This is a genomic window from Marinobacter caseinilyticus (assembly GCF_011074955.1).
Taxonomy (GTDB): domain Bacteria; phylum Pseudomonadota; class Gammaproteobacteria; order Pseudomonadales; family Oleiphilaceae; genus Marinobacter; species Marinobacter caseinilyticus.
Genome location: NZ_WUQJ01000018.1, coordinates 260,621 through 280,250 on the forward strand (window position 1 = coordinate 260,621; position 19,630 = coordinate 280,250).

At 55.1% G+C, this 19,630-nt stretch carries 16 protein-coding genes; 9 read left to right on the plus strand and 7 right to left on the minus strand.

The annotated features are described in order from the left end of the window. Nucleotides 1–8: 8 nt before the first annotated feature. Nucleotides 9–1,457, minus strand: a complete 1,449-nt coding sequence (gene pyk / locus GRX64_RS07970) for a pyruvate kinase (RefSeq protein ID WP_166265690.1) — start codon at nucleotides 1,455–1,457, stop codon at nucleotides 9–11. A 59-nt stretch (nucleotides 1,458–1,516) separates the two neighbouring features. Beyond that, nucleotides 1,517–2,521 (minus strand): type I glyceraldehyde-3-phosphate dehydrogenase, encoded by a 1,005-nt coding sequence (gene gap / locus GRX64_RS07975; protein WP_166265693.1) that lies wholly within the window; start codon nucleotides 2,519–2,521, stop codon nucleotides 1,517–1,519. Nucleotides 2,522–2,826: 305 nt separating this feature from the next. Between gap and edd the strand changes: the two genes are divergently transcribed. Both edd and GRX64_RS07985 read left to right on the plus strand, forming a co-directional pair. Continuing rightward, entirely contained in the window at nucleotides 2,827–4,647 is a 1,821-nt protein-coding gene (gene edd, locus GRX64_RS07980; RefSeq protein WP_166265696.1) for a phosphogluconate dehydratase, read from the plus strand. Beyond that, entirely contained in the window at nucleotides 4,644–5,612 is a 969-nt protein-coding gene (locus GRX64_RS07985) for a glucokinase (RefSeq protein WP_166265699.1), read from the plus strand. Before edd ends, GRX64_RS07985 begins: the two co-directional genes overlap by 4 nt. A 286-nt stretch (nucleotides 5,613–5,898) precedes the next feature. Here the strand turns inward: GRX64_RS07985 and GRX64_RS07990 are convergent, their stop codons facing one another. Further along, nucleotides 5,899–6,645 (minus strand): nitroreductase family protein, encoded by a 747-nt coding sequence (locus GRX64_RS07990; protein ID WP_166265702.1) that lies wholly within the window; start codon nucleotides 6,643–6,645, stop codon nucleotides 5,899–5,901. 17 nt (nucleotides 6,646–6,662) lie between these two features. After that, on the minus strand, nucleotides 6,663–7,829 hold the full coding sequence (locus GRX64_RS07995; RefSeq protein ID WP_166265705.1) for a mechanosensitive ion channel family protein: 1,167 nt from the start codon (nucleotides 7,827–7,829) through the stop codon (nucleotides 6,663–6,665). 118 nt (nucleotides 7,830–7,947) lie between these two features. Here GRX64_RS07995 and GRX64_RS08000 point away from each other — a divergent pair, with 118 nt between their 5' ends. Further along, nucleotides 7,948–8,538, plus strand: coding sequence for a uracil-DNA glycosylase family protein (locus GRX64_RS08000; protein ID WP_235937565.1), 591 nt, complete (start codon nucleotides 7,948–7,950; stop codon nucleotides 8,536–8,538). 50 nt (nucleotides 8,539–8,588) lie between these two features. Here the strand turns inward: GRX64_RS08000 and glpD are convergent, their stop codons facing one another. Beyond that, the gene (gene glpD, locus GRX64_RS08005) at nucleotides 8,589–10,079 is read right to left on the minus strand and encodes a glycerol-3-phosphate dehydrogenase (RefSeq protein WP_166265708.1); all 1,491 of its coding nucleotides are present in this window, start codon (nucleotides 10,077–10,079) and stop codon (nucleotides 8,589–8,591) included. A 492-nt stretch (nucleotides 10,080–10,571) separates the two neighbouring features. Further along, a complete protein-coding gene (locus tag GRX64_RS08010; RefSeq protein ID WP_166265711.1) occupies nucleotides 10,572–11,330 on the minus strand; it encodes a DeoR/GlpR family transcriptional regulator in 759 nt (252 codons plus the stop codon). 296 nt (nucleotides 11,331–11,626) lie between these two features. Between GRX64_RS08010 and glpK the strand changes: the two genes are divergently transcribed. Beyond that, nucleotides 11,627–13,108: a glycerol kinase GlpK gene (gene glpK, locus GRX64_RS08015; protein ID WP_166265714.1), complete on the plus strand. Its 1,482-nt coding sequence runs from the start codon at nucleotides 11,627–11,629 to the stop codon at nucleotides 13,106–13,108. Nucleotides 13,109–13,154: 46 nt separating this feature from the next. Here glpK and GRX64_RS08020 read toward each other — a convergent pair whose 3' ends face one another. Further along, a complete protein-coding gene (locus GRX64_RS08020) occupies nucleotides 13,155–15,041 on the minus strand; it encodes a sigma-54-dependent Fis family transcriptional regulator (protein ID WP_235937566.1) in 1,887 nt (628 codons plus the stop codon). 335 nt (nucleotides 15,042–15,376) lie between these two features. Between GRX64_RS08020 and GRX64_RS08025 the strand changes: the two genes are divergently transcribed. From GRX64_RS08025 to GRX64_RS08045, 5 genes are read left to right on the plus strand one after another with little or no spacing between them, the layout of a single operon-like run. Continuing rightward, nucleotides 15,377–16,465, plus strand: a complete 1,089-nt coding sequence (locus GRX64_RS08025; protein WP_166265720.1) for an ABC transporter ATP-binding protein — start codon at nucleotides 15,377–15,379, stop codon at nucleotides 16,463–16,465. Between the two features lie 6 nt (nucleotides 16,466–16,471). Beyond that, the gene (locus GRX64_RS08030; RefSeq protein WP_166265723.1) at nucleotides 16,472–17,572 is read left to right on the plus strand and encodes an ABC transporter ATP-binding protein; all 1,101 of its coding nucleotides are present in this window, start codon (nucleotides 16,472–16,474) and stop codon (nucleotides 17,570–17,572) included. Continuing rightward, the gene (locus GRX64_RS08035; RefSeq protein ID WP_166265726.1) at nucleotides 17,569–18,435 is read left to right on the plus strand and encodes a carbohydrate ABC transporter permease; all 867 of its coding nucleotides are present in this window, start codon (nucleotides 17,569–17,571) and stop codon (nucleotides 18,433–18,435) included. Before GRX64_RS08030 ends, GRX64_RS08035 begins: the two co-directional genes overlap by 4 nt. A 16-nt stretch (nucleotides 18,436–18,451) precedes the next feature. After that, nucleotides 18,452–19,252: a carbohydrate ABC transporter permease gene (locus GRX64_RS08040; RefSeq protein WP_207308754.1), complete on the plus strand. Its 801-nt coding sequence runs from the start codon at nucleotides 18,452–18,454 to the stop codon at nucleotides 19,250–19,252. A gap of 12 nt (nucleotides 19,253–19,264) precedes the next feature. After that, on the plus strand, nucleotides 19,265–19,540 hold the full coding sequence (locus tag GRX64_RS08045) for a DUF2160 domain-containing protein (protein WP_166265732.1): 276 nt from the start codon (nucleotides 19,265–19,267) through the stop codon (nucleotides 19,538–19,540). The last annotated feature ends 90 nt before the right edge of the window (nucleotides 19,541–19,630 follow it).

Here is a 19,630-nt window from a genome sequence, read left to right on the forward strand (position 1 = left end):
CCGGGTGGTTAGCGGATATCGCTGCCCACGCGCACAATCTTCATGGTGTTTGTGCCGCCCTGGGCGTTTACGTAATCGCCTTTGGTAATGATCACCAGGTCGCCGTTTTTGACAACCTTGCGCTCCAGCAGTTCTGCGATGGCCTGGGCGTTGGTTTGCTCATTAGGCAGCGACTCCGAGTCGAACGGCACGGTTTGCACCCCTCGGTACATCGTGACCCGGTTCTGGGTACTCTGGTGCCGGGAAAATGCAAAGATCGGAAGGCTGGATTTGATGCGCGACATCATCAGTGGCGTGGCGCCAGTCTCGGTCATGCAAATGATGGCGTGCACGTCTTCCAGGTGGTTGGCGGCGTACATGGCCGACAGCGCAATCGCTTCGTCCACCTGTTCCATGGATTCATTAATCCGGTGTCTGGAGGTGTGGGTCGAAGGGTGTCGCTCGGCACCGATACAGATCCGCACCATGGCCTCGACCGCTTCCGTTGGGTAATCCCCAACGGCCGTTTCCGCTGACAGCATGACGGCGTCGGTGTAATCAAGCACGGCATTGGCGACATCCGATACTTCCGCCCGGGTAGGCATTGGATTCTCAATCATCGATTCCATCATCTGGGTGGCAGTAATCACGACTTTGTTGAGTGCCCGGGCCCGGTTGATGATGTGTTTTTGGACGCCGACCAGCTCGGCATCGCCGATTTCGACCGCCAGGTCACCGCGGGCCACCATGACCGCATCGGAGGCCTCAATCACTGCATCCAGTGCGTCGTTGTCATGGGCCAGTTCGGCGCGTTCGATTTTGGCGACCAGGCCAGCGGATGACCCCGCCTCTTTCAGCAGGGCGCGGGCGACATGCATGTCATCCGCCGTTCTGACAAAAGACACCGCGACATAGTCCGCGCCCAGTTTGGCGGCGGTTTTGATGTCCTGTTTGTCCTTCTCCGTCAGTGCGTCAGCGGACAAGCCCCCGCCGCGTTTGTTCAGGCCTTTGTTGTTGGACAGGGGGCCGCCGATCAGCACCCGTGACTGGATGCTGTGGTCACTCACCTGTTCCACTTCCATTTCGATACGGCCGTCGTCAAGCACCAGAATATCGCCAGGCTTGACGTCATTGATCAGCTGCTCGTAATCAATGCCGACACAGTCGCTGGTGCCGGCATCTTTGTCCATGTTGGCGTCCAGAGTGAAGGATTGCCCGCGTTTTAATGCCACCTTGTTGTCAGCGAAACGCGCCACACGCAATTTAGGGCCCTGAAGATCGGCCAGCAAGGCGACAAACCGACCCTGTGCGCTGGCGGCATCGCGCACCTGCTGGGCCCGCTGAATATGATCCTCGGCGCTACCATGGGAGAAGTTCAGCCGGGTAACGTCCACGCCGGCGGCAATAATGGCGGCCAGTGACTCGGTCGAGTCGGTTGCGGGTCCTAAGGTGGCGACAATCTTGGTGCGCCTGAGCATGGTTGAATCCTTCTGATGGAATTGGCAGTTAAGTGTAAATGGTGGGTCGCCGGTGGCAATTAGCCATTAGCCTCCATGAGCGCCATCGCGTTGTCCAGCATCCGGTTCGAAAACCCCCATTCATTATCGTACCAGGCCATGACTTTGGCATGACGGCCAAGTACTCGGGTGTGGTTGGCGTCGTAGATACTGGACAGAGCGTTGTGATTGAAGTCAACACTGACCAGCTTTTCCTCGTTATAGCCGAGGATCGGGCTGCTGGTGGCAGCCGCTTTCACTGCGGCGTTAATTTCTTCAATAGAGGTGTCCCGGCTGGCGATAAAGCTGAGATCGACCAGCGACACATTGATGGTCGGGACCCGCACCGCGAGGCCGTCCATTTTGCCATCCAGTTCGGGCAGAACCTTGCCTATGGCGGCTGCGGCACCGGTCTTGGTCGGAATCATGGACTGTGTCGCGGAGCGTGCCCGGTAGAGATCTGTGTGGTACACGTCGCTCAACTTCTGGTCGTTGGTGTAAGAGTGGATGGTCGTCATCAGTCCGCTCTCAATGCCAATGGCTCTGTGAATCGCCTGAGCCACGGGTGCCAGGCAATTGGTGGTGCAGGACGCGTTGGAAATGATGTGGTGGTCTGCTGTCAGGGTATGATGATTCACACCATAGACAATCATCGCATCGGCATCGCTGGACGGTGCCGAGATGATGACTTTGCGTGCACCGGCCGTGAGATGGGCGCCGGCAGCGTCGCGCGTGGTGAACAGACCGGTGCATTCCATCACAACATCAACATGATAATCTTTCCAGGGGAGCTCTTCCGGGTTTCGGATGGCGGTAATGGCGATGCGATCGCCATTGACCGAAAGGGATTCTTGATCGTGGCCGACGGTGCCGCTGAAACGACCGTGAACACTGTCGTATTTCAACAGGTGGGCATTGGTTTCGGCGTCGCCAAGGTCGTTGATGGCGACCACCTGAACCTTTTGACGGTAGTTATTCTCGTACAGAGCGCGAAGAACATTCCGGCCGATGCGACCGAAGCCATTGATTGCTATGCGAATAGTCATAACTGTACTCCGTGATTCCGAGAGAAATTTTGTTGTTGAGCTGACCTTATTATGTAGTAAATATAACAATAAAATCTCGATATATGAACTTTTAATCGTGTAAAAAGCTCAAAAAGAACGTAAAATTACATTCATAAAATCACGACGCATGAACGAACTGCGGGAATTCATTCCCGTAGTCGCGCACACTGGGAGTGGGTTTCGGATTGCCAGCGTTGCCTGGCGGCCGCTTGCAGTGCACCCCATCTGGTGTACTAAGACAGCTATGAGTTTCAAGAGTTCTGGTACCTAATAAGGAGCATCGAATGCACCCCACCGTCGAAATGGTCACTCAGCGCATCATCGAGCGCAGCCGAGGCACACGTCAGGATTACCTGGATTGTATGGCTGTGTTGAAGGCGCAATCCCCCCACCGCGGGGTGTTGTCCTGTGGCAATCTGGCCCATGGGTTTGCGGCCTGCAGCAGTGAAGACAAGAACACGCTAAAGTTTATGAACAAGGCCAATGTCGCCATTGTGTCGGCATACAATGACATGCTGTCTGCACATCAGCCGTACGAGCGTTTTCCGGACCTTATTCGCGAGGCGGCCCATGGTATGGGGTCGGTGGCTCAGTTCGCCGGTGGTACGCCAGCCATGTGCGACGGTGTCACCCAGGGGCAGCCGGGTATGGAGCTTAGCCTGTTTTCCCGCGACGTCATTGCTATGAGCACGGCGGTGGCCATGAGCCACAACATGTTCGATGCCACCGTGTTGTTGGGAATCTGCGATAAGATCGTGCCGGGTCTGTTGATCGGCTCGCTCAGCTTTGGCTATTTGCCCACCATACTGATTCCTGCGGGCCCGATGCCGTCGGGTTTGCCGAATAAAGAGAAGCAACGGATACGCCAGCTCTATGCCGAGGGCAAGGTGGGCAAAGGCGAGCTGTTGGAGGCGGAAATTAAGTCTTATCACAGCCCGGGCACCTGTACTTTTTATGGCACGGCCAACAGCAACCAGTTACTGGTTGAGGTCATGGGGCTGCATCTGCCCGGCGCCGCGTTTGTGAATCCGAACACGCCGTTGCGGGACCAACTGACCCGGGCGGCAACGGAGCAAGTCGTGCGCCTGTCCAGGCCCAATGGCGGTGAGCTGGGTCTGGGCGACATGGTCGATGAGAAGAGCATCGTTAATGCTCTAGTGGCTTTGTTGGTGACGGGTGGCTCCACCAACCACACCATTCACTGGATTGCCATCGCCCGGGCCGCCGGCATTGTGATTGACTGGAATGACTACGCGGATCTTTCCGCCGCGGTACCGTCCATGACCCGTATATACCCCAACGGCCAAGCCGATGTGAACGCATTCCATGACGCGGGTGGCACACCGTTTCTGATCCGGGAGCTACTGGCGGGCGGGTATCTGCACGAAGACGTGGAAACGGTAATGGGTCGCGGACTTGAGCAGTACACTCGCATGCCCACTCTGAAAAACGGCACCCTTGTCTGGTCACCGGTCGCTACCGAAACTCTTGACCCCGAGGTACTGAGCAGTGCATCCGAGCCGTTCGCGCCGGATGGCGGCATGAAGGTGCTGGACGGCAATCTGGGGCGTGGCGTTATCAAAGTGTCGGCCGTGGCCAAAGAGCACCACCGGGTGGAGGCGCCTGCTGTTGTCTTTAATGATCAGAATGACCTGGCGGCGGCATTTGAAGCCGGTGATCTGGATAAAGATTGTGTGGTGGTTGTGCGGTTCCAGGGCCCTAAAGCCAACGGTATGCCGGAACTGCACAAACTGACGCCCTATTTGGGCGTCGTGCAGGACCGCGGCTATCACGTCGCGCTGGTGACGGATGGCCGTATGTCGGGCGCGTCCGGCAAGGTGCCCGCGGCGATCCATGTCTATCCGGAGGCGGCCAATGGTGGCTTGCTAGCGAAAGTCCAGGACGGCGATGTTGTGTGCGTGGATGCAGAAGCGGGAACTTTGACATTGCTGGTGTCAGAACAGGATCTGGCCGCCCGACAGCCAGCTGAGGTGGATTTAAGCGCCTCCCATAGTGGTCTGGGCCGCGAGATGTTTGGTTGGCTGCGGCGGGTTGCCAGTAACCCGGAAGAGGGCGCGTCATTTTTTTGGAATCATGACGCATGAGCCTGCCCGATGTGGCTTTGGTTGGGGACATTGGCGGCACCAACGCGCGTTTTGCCTTGGTATCGGCCGGTGGCGTGCAGCCACAAGCCATTGAAATTCTGCCCTGTGTGGGTTACGCCAACTTGGACGATGCCGTTGTTGATTACCTTGAGCGCTCAGGGGTTGGCGCGGTGGCCAATGTCTGCCTCGCGGTTGCCTCGCCGGTTCGCGGAGCCGAGGTCCGAATGACCAACAACCATTGGCATTTTGATATCAATGAGATGCGCGATCGGTTTGGCTGGCAGGCGTTCAAGGTGGTCAATGACTTTACCGCGATGGCACTGGGGGTGCTCCATGTCGGCGCCGACAAGTTGATTCATGTCTGTGGCGGTGGCGGCAATCCGGCTCGGCCCAAGCTGGTGATCGGACCGGGTACGGGGCTTGGCGTGTCCGGACTGGTGCCGATCCACAATGGCTGGGTGCCACTGGTGACCGAAGGCGGCCATGTGGATTTCGCACCAACCGATGATATCGAGTCGGCCATCCTGACGATTCTCCGACAGCGATTTGGCCGCGTGTCAGTTGAACGCATTTTGTGTGGCCAGGGCTTGTTGGATCTGTATCAGGCACACGCCGAAATTCAGGGTGTCGCGGCCGCTCTTGATACGCCCGAGAAAATCACGGCAGCGGCGACGGGGCAAGGCGACCCGCTTGCACGTCAAGTATTGGGGCATTTCTGTGGAATTCTGGGTCGTGTTGCCGGCAATGCGGCACTGACGCTGGGTAGTTTGGGCGGGGTTTATCTTTGTGGTGGCATCGTGCCGAGGTTTGCCGACTTTTTGCTCGATAGCCCATTTCAAGCCGGGTTCGAAGACAAGGGGCGCATGCGGCCATTGATGGAAAGCACGCCGGTCCACATTGTCACTGAGCCATACACCGGATTACTGGGCGCGGCCGAAGCCCTCAATAATCCAGAAGTCGCTTGAGTAAAAAGGCTTAAAGTTATCGCGTTTCAGGTCGAATGCTCACGCGCATAATGGGCGATGCGTTCAATGTCTTTATTGAAGGATGCGAAGGCTTTATCGTCCAGTTGCAGGCGCTTTTTGTGCACGGGTCAACAGGTCAACATCGAAGTTGCCATCAAGCCATTCTTTTAAAATGGAATGCCTGATTTGGATCTATTGCGAAACCGAAATCCGCGCATTCACCGTAAGCCTTTGATAAATTGATGTATTAAGCTATTTTCAAAGCGCTTCGGTGTATCCGTAACGCTTACAGCGTGTGGATAAAGTCCTCCTTATCGAACCGGTATTGCTGGTTATAAACGCCGTTGTCCGCTCTTCGGCCTGCCGCCAGTACCATGATGACCTGGCCATCGCCGGGTACGCCGAGAATTTTCCTGACCCGATGATCATCAAAGCCTTCCATTGGGCAGGAGTCATAACCATGGGCTCGTAAAGCCAGCATCAGATTTTGCGCTGCCAGTGCGGTTGATTTTGCAGCCCAGACTTTCATTTCACACACGGAGTAAGGCCCACGAGGAACCGGTTTTTTTATCCCGGCAATCAGGCCAAGCCCTTTCTTGAGCACGCCAAATACCCCCAAGGGCCCCTGGTTGTAATGAAGGGGCGCAATTTTGGAGTAATACTTTTCAACAATGGGCGGCAGTTTTTCGTCCGGCCATTCGTCCAGATTGCGCTGGCTGTTCTGCCGCCAGGTGGCCGTGCGGGCAACGATGCCAATCAGTACCGGCGCTGTTTTGGCGGCATTTTGACCGAGGCACGCCGTTGCCAGTTGTTGTCGGATCGCCGGGGTTTTGACCACATAAAAAGACCAGGGCTGCAGGTTGCTGGAATTGGGTGCCAGCATGGCCAGCTCCAGGCAGTCATCCAGCACTGAGTCCGGAACCGGTTCGTCGGTGAAGCGACGAATGGAACGTCGGCTTCGCACCACTTTGCGAAATTCTTCCACGTCGATGGTTGGCAATGGATGGCTTTTAGGGTCGGTTGTTTTAGGCATGAAAAAAAAGGCTCTGGCTAACGGGTGTCTGGAGCGGTGGATGACGCATTGCGCGTCGAGTATAAAGGTTCGAACAGCGGTTTGAGCCCTTTTGCATCATCGATGAACAACTGAAGGTGGGGGAAGGGTATTTCGATGCCGGCAGTGTCCAGCGCTTCCTTGATGCTCTCGTACAATTCTGCGGATATCCCTGGTTGGAAATCAATGTCTTCAGGGCTGATCCAGGCTAGGGCCACCAGGTCTACCGAGGAATCACCGAGCCCGGTCATACGCACCATCGGAACCATGTCTGACGACTGAATGATCTTGGGGTGCTCGAGCAGAACCGGCATGATGATGTCCCTGGCCTGTCGCGCGGATTCCTTGTAGGCAATGCCAAGCGGCAGCCGGACGCGAATCGGGCCCTCGGCACTGTAATTAACGATATCGGAAGACGCCACGCTGTCATTGGGGATCATGGTGAAAATGTTATCGCGGGTGCGTAGCCAGGTCGTTCGCAGGGCGATTTTGATCACTTTGCCTTCCTGATCGTTAATCTTGACCCAGTCGCCAATACGAAATGGTCGCTCAATCAACAGCGTCACACCGGCAATGAAATTGGACAGGGTAGACTGCGCGGCAAAGCCGACTGCGATACCGACGATGCCCAGCCCCGCGATAATAGAAAAAACGTCAAAGCCGAATTGGCTAAGCACCATTACGGCGGCAAACACCGTCATCAATACAGACAGCATGTTTTTCAGGAGTTGACCGATGGACTTGTCGATTTGATATCGGTTAAGGCCTTCCTTCAGGATTTTTGAGCAAGCCAGCCAGGCAAGGTAAAAACCAAGCGCGACGAATCCGGCCCGGGCGGTGGCTTTCAGCACCGTATCGGGAACGTCATACTGCGCCATGATCGCCAGGGTGGTAAACAGAAGAAACAGGTATCGCAGCCCGGTCTGGAGGTGCCCAGGGCCGATGTGAGCAGATTGCAACCTGCGGGTTGCCAGCAGCACTGTTTTGTTCAGGCAGAGGTACAGAAGGCCAAAAAAAGCCAACAGCAGAGCCGATACCACCAGCTGGCCCATGGCATGGGCGGCGAGGGCATACCATTCGACCTGGGACAGCCCCAGCGCGTCGCTGGAGTCGGTGATGTTCTTCTGGACCTGATTCCATACGTCGGTAAAAAAAGTGCCGTCCATTCTGCATCCTGTAGGTTCATGCTGCGATCATGGTTGCGGTATTCTGTCTGAAAAGTAAAGCTGTAGACTCCCGTTCACGCCAGCATTCCGGGTCGGTGTGCCACAGTAGGGTGGTGTTGTGATTGATTCAGATCTAACATTTTCACAATTGATGGAGCGAGTGCGTCAATGCACGCTCTGCCAGGCCGTGCTGCCTCATGAGCCGCGACCGGTTGTGCAGGCCAGCCCGGAAGCAAGAATCCTTGTGGTAGGGCAGGCACCGGGACGTCGCGTGCATGAGACCGGATTGCCTTTTAATGACCCCAGTGGCGATCGCCTGCGTGACTGGATGGGGATCTCGCGGGCCGTGTTTTATGACGAGCACCAGTTGGCGATCCTGCCAATGGGGTTTTGCTATCCGGGGACCGGCAAGCAAGGAGACCTTCCACCACGGCCCGAATGTGCACCGGCCTGGCGGAAAGCCATTCTCTCGCACCTCACACACATCCAGTTGACCCTGGTGATCGGCCGGTACGCCCAGGCATGGCACCTTGGATCTCCGAAACGCTCAGTTACCGACGCGGTGCTCGAATGGGAGGCGCACTGGCCTGAGCTTGTGGCGTTGCCGCATCCGAGCCCCCGGAACAACCGCTGGCTAAAAGAGAACCCCTGGTTCGAGGACGCGGTACTGCCCAGGTTGAAGGCCCGGGTCCGGGATGTCCTGGGGTAACGTCCGCCACAGTTCTGGGCCGGGCTGCAAGCCATGCGTTGTATACAGCGTTAGTCAAAGGTATCCAGGAAGGCCTGCAAGTTCTTGACGTCGGCATCCTTGAGACGTAGGCCAATCTTGGTTCGTCGCCAGACAATATCTTCCGCGCTTATTGCCCATTCGTGCTCAACCAGATACCGGACCTCGCACTCGTAAAGATTGGCGCCAAAATGCTGGCCCAGACTCTCAGTCGATGTGCGGCCGATTAAAATGTCGTAGCTTTTGGTGCCATAGGTGCGGACGTAGCGCTTGGCCAGATCGTCAGGCAGCCACCGGTACTCGGCTTTTAAGGCGTCCAACAGAGCGGCTTGTTCGCTGAAATCTCCGCCCGGCAGGGGGGCATGTTTTGTCCACTCCGGGCCCGCCTCGGGGAAAAAGCGACAAATGCGATCGGTGGCGGCTTCCGCCAGTTTGCGGTAAGTGGTGATTTTGCCGCCGAACACCGAGATCAACGGGGCGTCGGTCTTACCCCCATCCACTTCAAAGGTGTAATCCCGCGATGCCTTTTGCGCGGCCCCGTGCTCATCATCCATCAATGGCCGAACGCCCGAGTAGGACCAGACCACATCCGCGGGGGTGATCTTGTGCTTGAAATGATGATTCACAATCGAGCACAGGTAATCGGTTTCTTCCGGTGAAATGACGGCTTTCTTCGGATCGCCTTCGTACTCCACATCGGTCGTTCCAATCAACGAGAAGTCATCCTCGTAGGGAATGACAAAGATAATGCGATCGTCGGCATTTTGCAGAATGTACGCCTCCGGCTCGTTGTGAATTTTGGGCACCACAATGTGACTGCCTTTTACCATTCGAATCTGTTTGGGGGAGGGAATCGTCATGGTGTCACTGAAGAGGCTGCTTACCCAGGGTCCGGCGGCATTCACCAGCGCCCTGCAATGATAGGACTGGCGTTCGCCGGTGCGCTGATCTTCCAGCGTTATATTCCACAGCTGACCGTCACGGGTCGCTTTCACACACCGTGTCCGCGTTTTAATCTGAGCGCCTTTTGTCTCAGCCGCTTTCGCGGTCAGCACGACCAGGCGAGCATCGTCTACCCAGCCGTCGGAGTACTCGAACCCTTTTACGATGTCGTCCACCAATGGGCCGTCGGGAGTGAAGCGAATGCTGTTGGAGCCGGCCAGGAGTTCACGTTTGGCCAGGTGGTCATACAGGAACAGTCCGGTTCGTATCATCCAGGCCGGACGCAGATGAGACTGGTGTGGCAGGCGGAAGCGCATCGGCCACATGATGTGAGGCGCATTTTTGAGCAACGATTCGCGTTCTGCCAGGGCTTTGCGAACCAGGTTGAATTCATAATGTTCAAGATAGCGCAGTCCGCCATGAATCAACTTGCTACTGTTGGACGAGGTTGCTGATGCCAGGTCGTTCATTTCACAGAGAATAACACTCAGGCCGCGGCCTGCCGCATCCATTGCAATGCCGGTACCGTTGACGCCGCCACCCACCACCATGAGGTCGACGATTTTGTGTTCAGAAGTCATGTATTACCGTCTCCAGGCGGAACATAAGGCAATCGCTGCGGATTGCCTGGGTGCGTTCGGAAAGTGTGTCGTCACTGTTTAAAAACCATTATGCGAAAAGAATCTGAATTCGTAAAGGAAAACAAAACAAATAAAACGAACATTTTAGAAATACTGTGAACGTGAACCGAAGGTGGGTGTAGCCAACACAAAGGGAGCTGTCACCCACAACTGTGGCGGTCATTCTCAGTCGGTGGTCGGCTGGCCCAAGGGGGTTCCGGTGCAGGGAACGCGGCGTCGAACGCCAATGCGGGCGTTAATAAGAACGCTGAGAAGAATGTTGAAGCGAGTTCCAATAAGAGTACTGACAAGAGTAATGATAAGAGTGCGGACGCTGCTGGCATCACAGTGAGCAAGACAGCAGCAGCCCCACGACGGGCAGGATTGACGGGAACTCACAGTGCCGGCTCAGTCACAGGGCGCCGAAGAGCCAATCAATCCAGCAAGGCAGGCTCAGACGATGTGGAGTTCAACGGCGTGCTCTTTCAGCATTTGCAGTATTTCGGCCGGGGGAGTTTGGTCGGTGAAGAAGTGGTCAGCCTGGGTGATATCGCCCAGCCTCACCATTGCGTTGCGGCCGAATTTCGAGTGGTCTGCGGCCAGCAGAACCTGACCGGAGTTGGCAATGATGGTCTGGGCGACGCGGACTTCCCGATAATCGAAATCGAGCAGTGAGCCATCGCTGTGAATGCCGCTGATGCCGATAATGCCAAAATCCATCTTAAACTGGTTAATGAAGTCCCGCGTGGCTTCGCCGACGATACCGCCGTCACGGTTACGGACTTCGCCACCGGCGATAATGACATTGAAGTCCTCTCGTGCGGAAAGAATAGAAGCGACATGAAGATTGTTGGTAACCACTCGGAGGTTGTTGTGGTTCAGCAGCGCACGGGCGATGGTTTCCGTGGTGGTGCCAATGTTTATGAACAGTGATGAATTGTCGGGAATGATTTTGACCAGCGCTTCCGCGATGTGCTCTTTGGCTTCAAGCTCCATGATTTTGCGGGCCTGATAAGCGGTGTTTACCGTGCTTGAATCGATACCAGCGCCGCCATGATGCCGACGAACCATGCTCTGCTTGGCCAACTGGTTCAAATCACGTCGGATCGTTTGCGGAGTGACCTGAAAATGCTCCACAAGTTGCTCGGTCGTTACAAAACCGTTCTTCTGTATCAGCTCAATGATCAGCTCTTGCCTGTGCCGCTGTGCCATGTGTTTGTACCTCTGAGGTGCGACCGGAACGATGGGGATTCGTTAGAACGCCGGTGGCCGATTTTCTGTGTTCGCAATCATCGTGCTCAAACAGGCTCGGAACATTATGATATCGCGAAAAATCAGACCGTTGCGAGATCAATGAAATAGTTTAAACCTGTTAGAGTCAATAGTATTTGCAATTACGAGCAGGTATTTTCGCTGAATCCGTAAAAAGCGAAAAATAACTTGGATTCTATGATCAGATTAGTAAAACTACGAACAAATAAGAAGATACTCATTGTAAGGCAGGCACCATGACGCGCTATATTCTTGCTATTGATCAAGGTACGACCAGTTCCCGGGCCATTCTTTTCACCGAATCCGGTGAGATCCATGCCGTCAGCCAGCGGGAATTTCCCCAGCATTTTCCTCACAGCGGTTGGGTCGAGCATGATCCGGAAGATATCTGGACGTCGGTTCTGGAAACCTGCCAGGAGGTCATTGCCAAGGGCGACATTGCGGCCTCTCAAATTATCGCAGCCGGCATTACCAACCAACGTGAAACGTCGATAGTCTGGGACCGGAAAACCGGTGCACCAATTTATCCGGCCATTGTGTGGCAGGACCGTCGCACGGCGGATTATTGTGAGGCGCTGCAGGATAAGGGTTTGGAGCCAATGATCAACAGCAAAACTGGGCTGCTGATTGATCCATACTTTTCCGCCACCAAAATACGCTGGATTCTGAATCAGGTACCGGGCAGCCGCGAACGCGCCGCGCAAGGTGAGCTGGCCTTTGGTACCGTGGATTGCTTTTTGTTGTGGCGACTCACCGGGGGCAGGTCACACTGTACCGATGCCACGAACGCCTCGCGCACGATGCTGTTTAACATCCATCAACAGCAGTGGGATGAGGAATTGCTTGAGTTGTTTGAAATCCCTGCAGAACTGTTACCGCAAGTGAAAGATTCTTCCGACGACTTTGGCACTGTCGATTCGGCGTTGCTGGGTGCGCCAATACCGGTATGCGGTGTTGCCGGGGACCAACAGGCAGCACTGTTCGGGCAAACCTGCTTTCGGGAGGGTATGGCGAAAAGCACTTACGGCACCGGCTGCTTTTTAATACTGAACACTGGCTCTCAGGCATTGGTGTCGGAGCATCGATTATTGACGACGGTCGCATACCGTCTTGATGGCGTGCCAACGTACGCCTTGGAAGGCAGTATTTTTATCGCTGGCGCCGCCATCCAGTGGCTACGAGACGGTCTTAAACTGATCAACATGGCCGGTGACTGTGAACCGCTGGCGGAGCAGACTCCGGTGGATCATGGTGTCTATCTGTTGCCCGCCTTTACCGGGTTGGGCGCCCCATATTGGGACCCCAATGCCCGTGGTGCGATTTTTGGACTGACCCGTGACACTGGCATCAAAGAAATTGTGACGGCCGGGCTGCAATCGGTGTGCTATCAAACGAAAGACCTTCAGAAAGCGATGGAGCGGGATGGGTTAAGACCCACGGCCTTGCGGGTGGATGGCGGCATGGTGGCCAATAATTGGGTGCTGCAATTTTTGGCGGACATCCTGGGCGCCACCGTCGACCGACCCAAAATGATTGAAACCACAGCCTTGGGTGTCGCCTATCTGGCGGGCCTCAGAGTGGGCGTGTTTGATTCACTGGAGGCGCTGGAGAAGCACTGGCAGCATGACCGACGGTTCGAGCCGGAGATGGTCAAGGACAAGCGGGATGCGCTCTACGAGGGCTGGGTTCAGGCGGTGAACCGACTCCAGAGTCACTGACTCACAAACCATCCACGGCCGATTGTTTCCGGCCGTGTTCCTGGTGTTAGCGGGCGCCCAGTTCCCGCAGGCGCTTGTATACCGTGTTTCGGCTGGCGCCGAGGTACCTTGCGGTTTTTGAAACATTGCCCTGGTAGTGGCTGTAGATCTCAAGCAGGTTGTCCGGGTGCGGTTTCGAGATAGCAGGCTCGCCGTCGACGACCGTCTTTGTCTCGGCAAGCGGGGACTGCGACGGGGCACCAACCTCCCTCAAAAAATCATCCGGCAGGTGCCACATGTTAATCGGGTCTTTGTCCGCCATTGCAAGCGCCACCTGCACCACGTTTATCAGTTGCCGGATATTGCCCGGCCATGGGTGCCGCTCAAACAGGTCCAGTATGCTGTCCGGTAACGAGGTCACCTGGTCGGGCTCCCGATAGCGGGCGTGGATCTGGCAAAATATTTGTCGGCGGTCGGTGCGGTTGCTCAAGGTCGGCAGGCCAACACTCAGGCCGCTGACCCGATAGAACAAATCCTGCCGAAAACGACCCTGGTCGACCTGAACGCGCAGTGAGCGATTGGTCGCGCAAATCAGCCGAATGTCCACAGGGTAGGTTTCGGTGGAGCCGAGTGGTGTGACTTCCCGTTCCTGCAGGACACGAAGCAGCCGCGCCTGGGCCTGAAGCGGCATTTCGCCAATCTCATCGAGAAACAGCACACCGCGATGCGCTTTTCGAATGAGCCCCATAGCACCACGGGTATTGGCGCCGGTAAAGGCCCCTTTTTCATAACCAAACAGCTCTGACTCGACCAGTTCTGCCGGAATGGCGGCGCAATTCACGGCCACCACTGGGTGCTCACGGCGATTACTGGAACGGTGCAGTGCTTTTACCAAAACCTCCTTGCCCACACCGGTGTCACCGTGAATCAGAATTGGGATATCTTTGTCGATCACCCGGGACGTCTGTTCTATGCAGCGTTTCATGGCCGGATCGCCAAACTCGATATCCTGCAGCCGTATGGGGGTGGTCGGCCCGGGTCTCTTGACGGACGACAGCGGGCTCGGTGTTTCCAGGGCCGTAACGGGCCGTTTCAAGTCCTGATTTGGCCGGCGCAAAATCCCGTAAAGATTCTGATTCAGATGGCTTTTCAGTGACAGCGAAACAAGGTCCGGTTGCTCATTCAGAGGCGAATCATTGCAGGCAAAGACGTCCGTCATCTGCCGTTGTTTCAAAGCGGTTTTCAATAGCGCTTCGGCTCTGCGGTTAGCGGCAACAATGGTGTTGTTGGCATCGAACGCAATCACCCCGGACCACTGGCTGTCCAGATTGTCGGCATTGGTATGAAAGGTCAGCAAAAAGTGTTCATCGCCAAAGTTTTTGATCAGAAGCCGGTTCTCCACCGACTGCGACATCAGTTTTACCATGCCGAGCGTATGGGCCTGGGGCAGATAGGCGTCACTCGACACATTCAGCACGCCGATCAGGTGACGGGCCACATCGAAGATAGGGGAGGCAGACCCGATCATGTAACGATGTGCCTTGAGGAAGTGCTCGTTGCGTTGTATCTGCACCGCGTGGCCACAGGCGATGGAGGTGCCAATGGCGTTAGTGCCGTTGGTCCGTTCCAGCCAGCTGGTGCCCGCCTGCAAGAAAGACTTTTTATCAGCGTCAATAAAGCGCTGGTCCCCCCAGCTGTTAAGAACCCGGCCCTGATGATCGGCCAGTAAAATAAGGCACTTGCTGTTGGACAGAATGTTCTCGTAGTAGGGCAGGACCTCGCATTCGGTGGTCTCCACCAGGAGCTTGTGCTGATCCTTCAGGTGCGCCCATGCTGTTTGATCAAGGGGCGTAGGCTGTGGTTGGCTATTATGCGACAGCCCAAACGCCCGGCAGCGATCCCATGAGGCGGCAATAACGTCGGCAAATTCTCGTTTCCTTGAAGCGCTGCTCACCGTGTGTGTTCCCATGTTCGTTTTATGCGTTGTTGTTTATTTCGGATGGCGAAGACGGCTGCTGAGTGTTCAGTATTGTGTTCACCAACTGTGAATGTCAATGTTCATATTGATCAAATAAATTCGTAACCGAACATGATTGTTGTTAAAGAAAAGTCGGAAATAAAAAAATAAATCATCTAAAACAAAAAGATATAAATATAGGTCAGGGGTTCTTGTGTTTTTGGTATGTTCATTGCCTTATTTGATTCGCAAGCGAACTTGATGCCGGTGTGCAGGCTTTAAAATAATAATCGCACAAGGGCATGTCCAGAATAAAAACAAGGACCAGATCTATGTCGTTAACACTGGAAAATGTTTCCCGTGTGGTGGATGGCGTACCCCATATTGACGGTGCGAACATTACGTTCGAAGCCGGGTCATTCAACGTCTTGCTGGGTCGGACTCTGGCCGGTAAGACCTCGTTGATGAGGTTAATGGCCGGGCTCGATAAACCAACAGAAGGTCGGATACTGGTGGACGATCGGGATGTGACCGACGAATCGGTCCAGCGCCGCAACATCTCCATGATCTACCAGCAATTCATCAACTATCCGAACCTGACCGTTCGGGAAAATATTGCCTCGCCCCTTCGCATTGCCAAGCTGCCAGAAAACGAAATAGACCGCCGGGTCCAGGAAACCGCCGCGATGCTTCGGATTGAGCCATTGCTCAAGCGATATCCATTGGAGCTTTCCGGGGGGCAGCAGCAGCGCACAGCCATGGCCAGAGCACTGGTGAAAGACGCCAGCCTGATTCTGTTTGATGAACCGCTGGTCAACCTGGATTACAAACTGCGGGAAGAGTTGCGAGCCGAGTTGCGTGACCTGTTCAAAGAGCGCAACTGCATTGCGGTCTATGCCTCGACCGAAGCCAACGAAGCACTCGCCCTGGGCGGCGTTACGACGCTGCTTCATGAAGGCCGGATCATCCAATCCGGTCCGGTCATGTCGGTTTATCGCCAGCCCGTCAATGTGACGGCGGCAGAACTGTTCAGCGAACCCCCGATTAACTTGATCGATGGCCGGGTGACCGCGACCGAAGTGACCTTCGACGAGTGCGCCCATCACCCCCTGACCCGCGAACTGGAACGTCTCAGTCCGGGTGAGTTCCGGTTTGGCATTCGCCCCAGCCATATCAGCCTGGTACCACAAAACGACGATGATCTTGAGCTCGCCATGACGGTAGAGCTGGGTGAAATCAGCGGATCGGAAACCTTCATGCATGTGACCAACAATCACTTCGAGCTGGTGCTGCAATTGATGGGAGTGCACGAATACCACACCGACACTCCGATCAAGGTTTATCTGCCGATCAGCAAACTGTTTGTCTTCGGGCACGACGGCAGCCTTGTTCATGCCCCATCGCGTTTGACCAGGGAGTAAGTGGCCATGGCTGAAATACAATTAAATTCATTGGCGCACAGTTACAGCAAAACCCCTTCGGGCCCCGAAGATTACGCCATTCGCCAGATGAGCCACGTGTGGCACAAAGGCGGCGCTTATGCCTTGCTTGGGCCGTCAGGCTGCGGCAAGAGCACCATGTTGAATATCATCTCGGGCCTGTTGGCGCCGTCCGAAGGCGAGGTGCTGTTCGACAACGTGAAAGTAAACGAGCTGTCGCCGAAGGACCGCAATATCGCTCAGGTGTTCCAGTTCCCGGTGATCTATGACTCCATGACGGTGTACGACAACCTGGCTTTTCCCCTGCGCAATGCAGGTATGCCAAAGGCTAAGATCCAGGCCAAGGTGGATGAAATAGCCGCCATTCTTGAACTCGGTGAAGTGCTGCACAACAAGGCCAAAAACCTGACCGCCGACGAGAAGCAGAAAGTGTCCATGGGACGAGGCCTGGTGCGCGACGACGTGTCAGCGATTCTGTTTGATGAACCGCTCACCGTGATAGACCCTCAGTTGAAGTGGAAACTCCGTCGCAAGCTCAAGCAGATTCACGAGCAGTTCAATATCACCATGGTGTATGTCACCCACGATCAGTTGGAGGCGTCTACCTTCGCCGACAAGATCGCCGTGATGTACGAAGGCCAGATCGTCCAGTTTGGCACTCCCCGGGAACTTTTCGAACGCCCCAACCATACCTTTGTCGGGTATTTCATCGGCAGTCCGGGCATGAACCTGATCGACGTTGAACGAGTGAGCGGAGGGGTCCGGTTCGATGACTTCACTGTTGCACTGAGTCAGGTGCAGCAGCGGGCCACCGAACATTCCCCGTCGCAGAATCTGAAAATCGGCATTCGTCCAGAGTTTCTCCACGTCTCCAACCAGCCCTCGGACGATACCTTTAAGTGCAAGGTCAAAGATGTGGAAGACCTCGGTACCTACAAGATTGTGTCGCTGCAATTGGGTTCCCAGGCCATTCTGGCTCGGGTTGACGAGGACCATGAGATCGCCGGGGATACCGTGTACGTGGGTTTTCCGCCCCAGTGGCTGAAACTGTACATCGATGAATTCCTGGTAGAGGAGCAGGACGCATGAACAAAGTAACCAACAACAAAGCCTGGTGGCTGGTGCTGCCGGTTTTTATTTTGGTGGCCTTCTCCGCACTCATCCCATTGATGACCGTCGTCAATTACTCAGTGCAGGATATTTTCGGGCCCAACAATGCCTATTTTGTAGGCACCGACTGGTTCCGGGAGGTGTTGCGTGACGACCGGCTCCAGGATTCCCTGATTCGGCAATTCGTGTTTTCCGGTGCGGTCTTGCTGATTCAGATCCCTCTGGGAATCGGTGTCGCGCTGATGATGCCGACCTCAGGCAAAAAGGCTTCGCTGTGCCTGATTCTCTTGGCCATTCCGCTGCTGATTCCCTGGAACGTCGTGGGCACCATCTGGCAGATCTTCGGTCGGGGCGACATTGGCCTGTTTGGCTGGGGCCTGAACGAACTAGGTATGGATTACAACTACACCGCCAGCACCGCGGACGCCTGGGCCACGGTGTTGTTGATGGATGTGTGGCATTGGACACCACTGGTGGCCTTGCTGTGCTATTCCGGTCTCCGGGCCATTCCCGAGGCGTTTTACCAGGCCGCCGAAATCGACCGTGCGTCAAAGTGGGCCGTCTTCCGCTACATCCAGTTGCCCCGTTTAAAGAGTGTGCTGGTGATTGCGGTGCTATTGCGATTCATGGACAGCTTCATGATTTACACCGAGCCGTTTGTGCTGACGGGTGGTGGCCCGGGCAGTTCCACCACCTTTCTAAGTCAGACTTTGACGACCATGGCGATAGGGCAATTCGATATCGGACGTGCCGCCGCGTTCTCGTTGATCTATTTCCTGATTGTGTTGTTGGTGTCATGGCTGTTCTTTACCGCCATTACCCACCTCGACAAGCAAAAGTGAGGGCCTGGTCATGACCATGAGTAAACGTAAAGGCTTTGGTATCACCGTTTATATCCTGTTTGTTCTGGCACCGATCTATTGGTTACTGAACATGTCCTTCAAGACCAATCAGGAGATTTTGAGTTCGTTGACCTTGTGGCCGGAGACTTTCACGCTGGCCAACTACGCGACTATTTTTACCGATCCCAGCTGGTATTCCGGTTACATTAACTCAATGATCTACGTGTCGATCAACGTGGTGATCACATTAGTGGTTGCGTTACCCGCAGCGTATGCGTTCAGTCGTTACAAGTTCGTTGGCGACAAACACCTGTTCTTCTGGTTGCTCAGTAATCGTATGGCACCGCCGGCGGTTTTCCTGTTGCCGTTCTTTCAGTTGTATTCCTCCATCGGTTTATTCGATACCCACATCGCAGTGGCCCTGGCGCACTGTTTATTCAACGTGCCGTTGGCGGTCTGGATACTGGAAGGGTTTATTTCCGGGGTGCCCAGAGAATACGACGAAATGGCCTATATCGACGGCTACAGCTTTCCGAAATTTTTCATCAAAATCTTCATACCGATGATTCGTTCGGGTATTGGGGTCACCGCGTTCTTTGCCTTTATGTTTTCGTGGGTGGAGTTGCTGCTGGCCCGCACCCTGACTTCGGTGGATGCCCAGCCAATCGGCGCGATCATGACCCGTACGGTGGGTGCCAGTGGCATCGATTGGGGCGTGCTGTCTGCGGCCGGGGTGCTGACCATTATTCCAGGTCTGTTGGTGATCTGGTTTGTTCGTAATCATGTTGCCACGGGCTTTGCCCTCGGCCGCGTGTAAAGGAGGTCGATTATGATTGCCTGGATGTCATGGACCTTACCGGTCGCTATTTTCTTTGCGGTAATTGCCGCCATTCTTCTGGTGATGACCGTCTATGAAGTGATCTCACCGTGTACCGAGCGCAAGGGGTTTTTGCCCATTGCGACAACCCGGGGTGACCGGTTGTTTATCGGCCTGCTAATGGCCGCCTACATACATTTGCTGTTTCTGGGATTGAGTGAACTCAGTCTCTGGATTGCCCTGGCAATTTCGGTGGTCTGGCTCGCCATTTTATTGCGCTGGGGGTGAAGTGAAAGAGGGAAATGAGCTGAAGTGGAACTATTCGGTTGAGAATGCTGTGTTGTTGATGTTCTTTCGAAACCGAACTAATGTTTGTTG

Coding starts and splice junctions, on each gene's coding strand:
- pyk (WP_166265690.1), bottom strand. CDS start 1,457: ATGCTCAGGCGCACCAAGATTGTCGCCACCTTAGGACCCGCAACCGAC.
- gap (WP_166265693.1), bottom strand. CDS start 2,521: ATGACTATTCGCATAGCAATCAATGGCTTCGGTCGCATCGGCCGGAAT.
- edd (WP_166265696.1), top strand. CDS start 2,827: ATGCACCCCACCGTCGAAATGGTCACTCAGCGCATCATCGAGCGCAGC.
- GRX64_RS07985 (WP_166265699.1), top strand. CDS start 4,644: ATGAGCCTGCCCGATGTGGCTTTGGTTGGGGACATTGGCGGCACCAAC.
- GRX64_RS07990 (WP_166265702.1), bottom strand. CDS start 6,645: ATGCCTAAAACAACCGACCCTAAAAGCCATCCATTGCCAACCATCGAC.
- GRX64_RS07995 (WP_166265705.1), bottom strand. CDS start 7,829: ATGGACGGCACTTTTTTTACCGACGTATGGAATCAGGTCCAGAAGAAC.
- glpD (WP_166265708.1), bottom strand. CDS start 10,079: ATGACTTCTGAACACAAAATCGTCGACCTCATGGTGGTGGGTGGCGGC.
- GRX64_RS08010 (WP_166265711.1), bottom strand. CDS start 11,330: ATGGCACAGCGGCACAGGCAAGAGCTGATCATTGAGCTGATACAGAAG.
- glpK (WP_166265714.1), top strand. CDS start 11,627: ATGACGCGCTATATTCTTGCTATTGATCAAGGTACGACCAGTTCCCGG.
- GRX64_RS08025 (WP_166265720.1), top strand. CDS start 15,377: ATGTCGTTAACACTGGAAAATGTTTCCCGTGTGGTGGATGGCGTACCC.
- GRX64_RS08030 (WP_166265723.1), top strand. CDS start 16,472: ATGGCTGAAATACAATTAAATTCATTGGCGCACAGTTACAGCAAAACC.
- GRX64_RS08035 (WP_166265726.1), top strand. CDS start 17,569: ATGAACAAAGTAACCAACAACAAAGCCTGGTGGCTGGTGCTGCCGGTT.
- GRX64_RS08040 (WP_207308754.1), top strand. CDS start 18,452: ATGAGTAAACGTAAAGGCTTTGGTATCACCGTTTATATCCTGTTTGTT.
- GRX64_RS08045 (WP_166265732.1), top strand. CDS start 19,265: ATGATTGCCTGGATGTCATGGACCTTACCGGTCGCTATTTTCTTTGCG.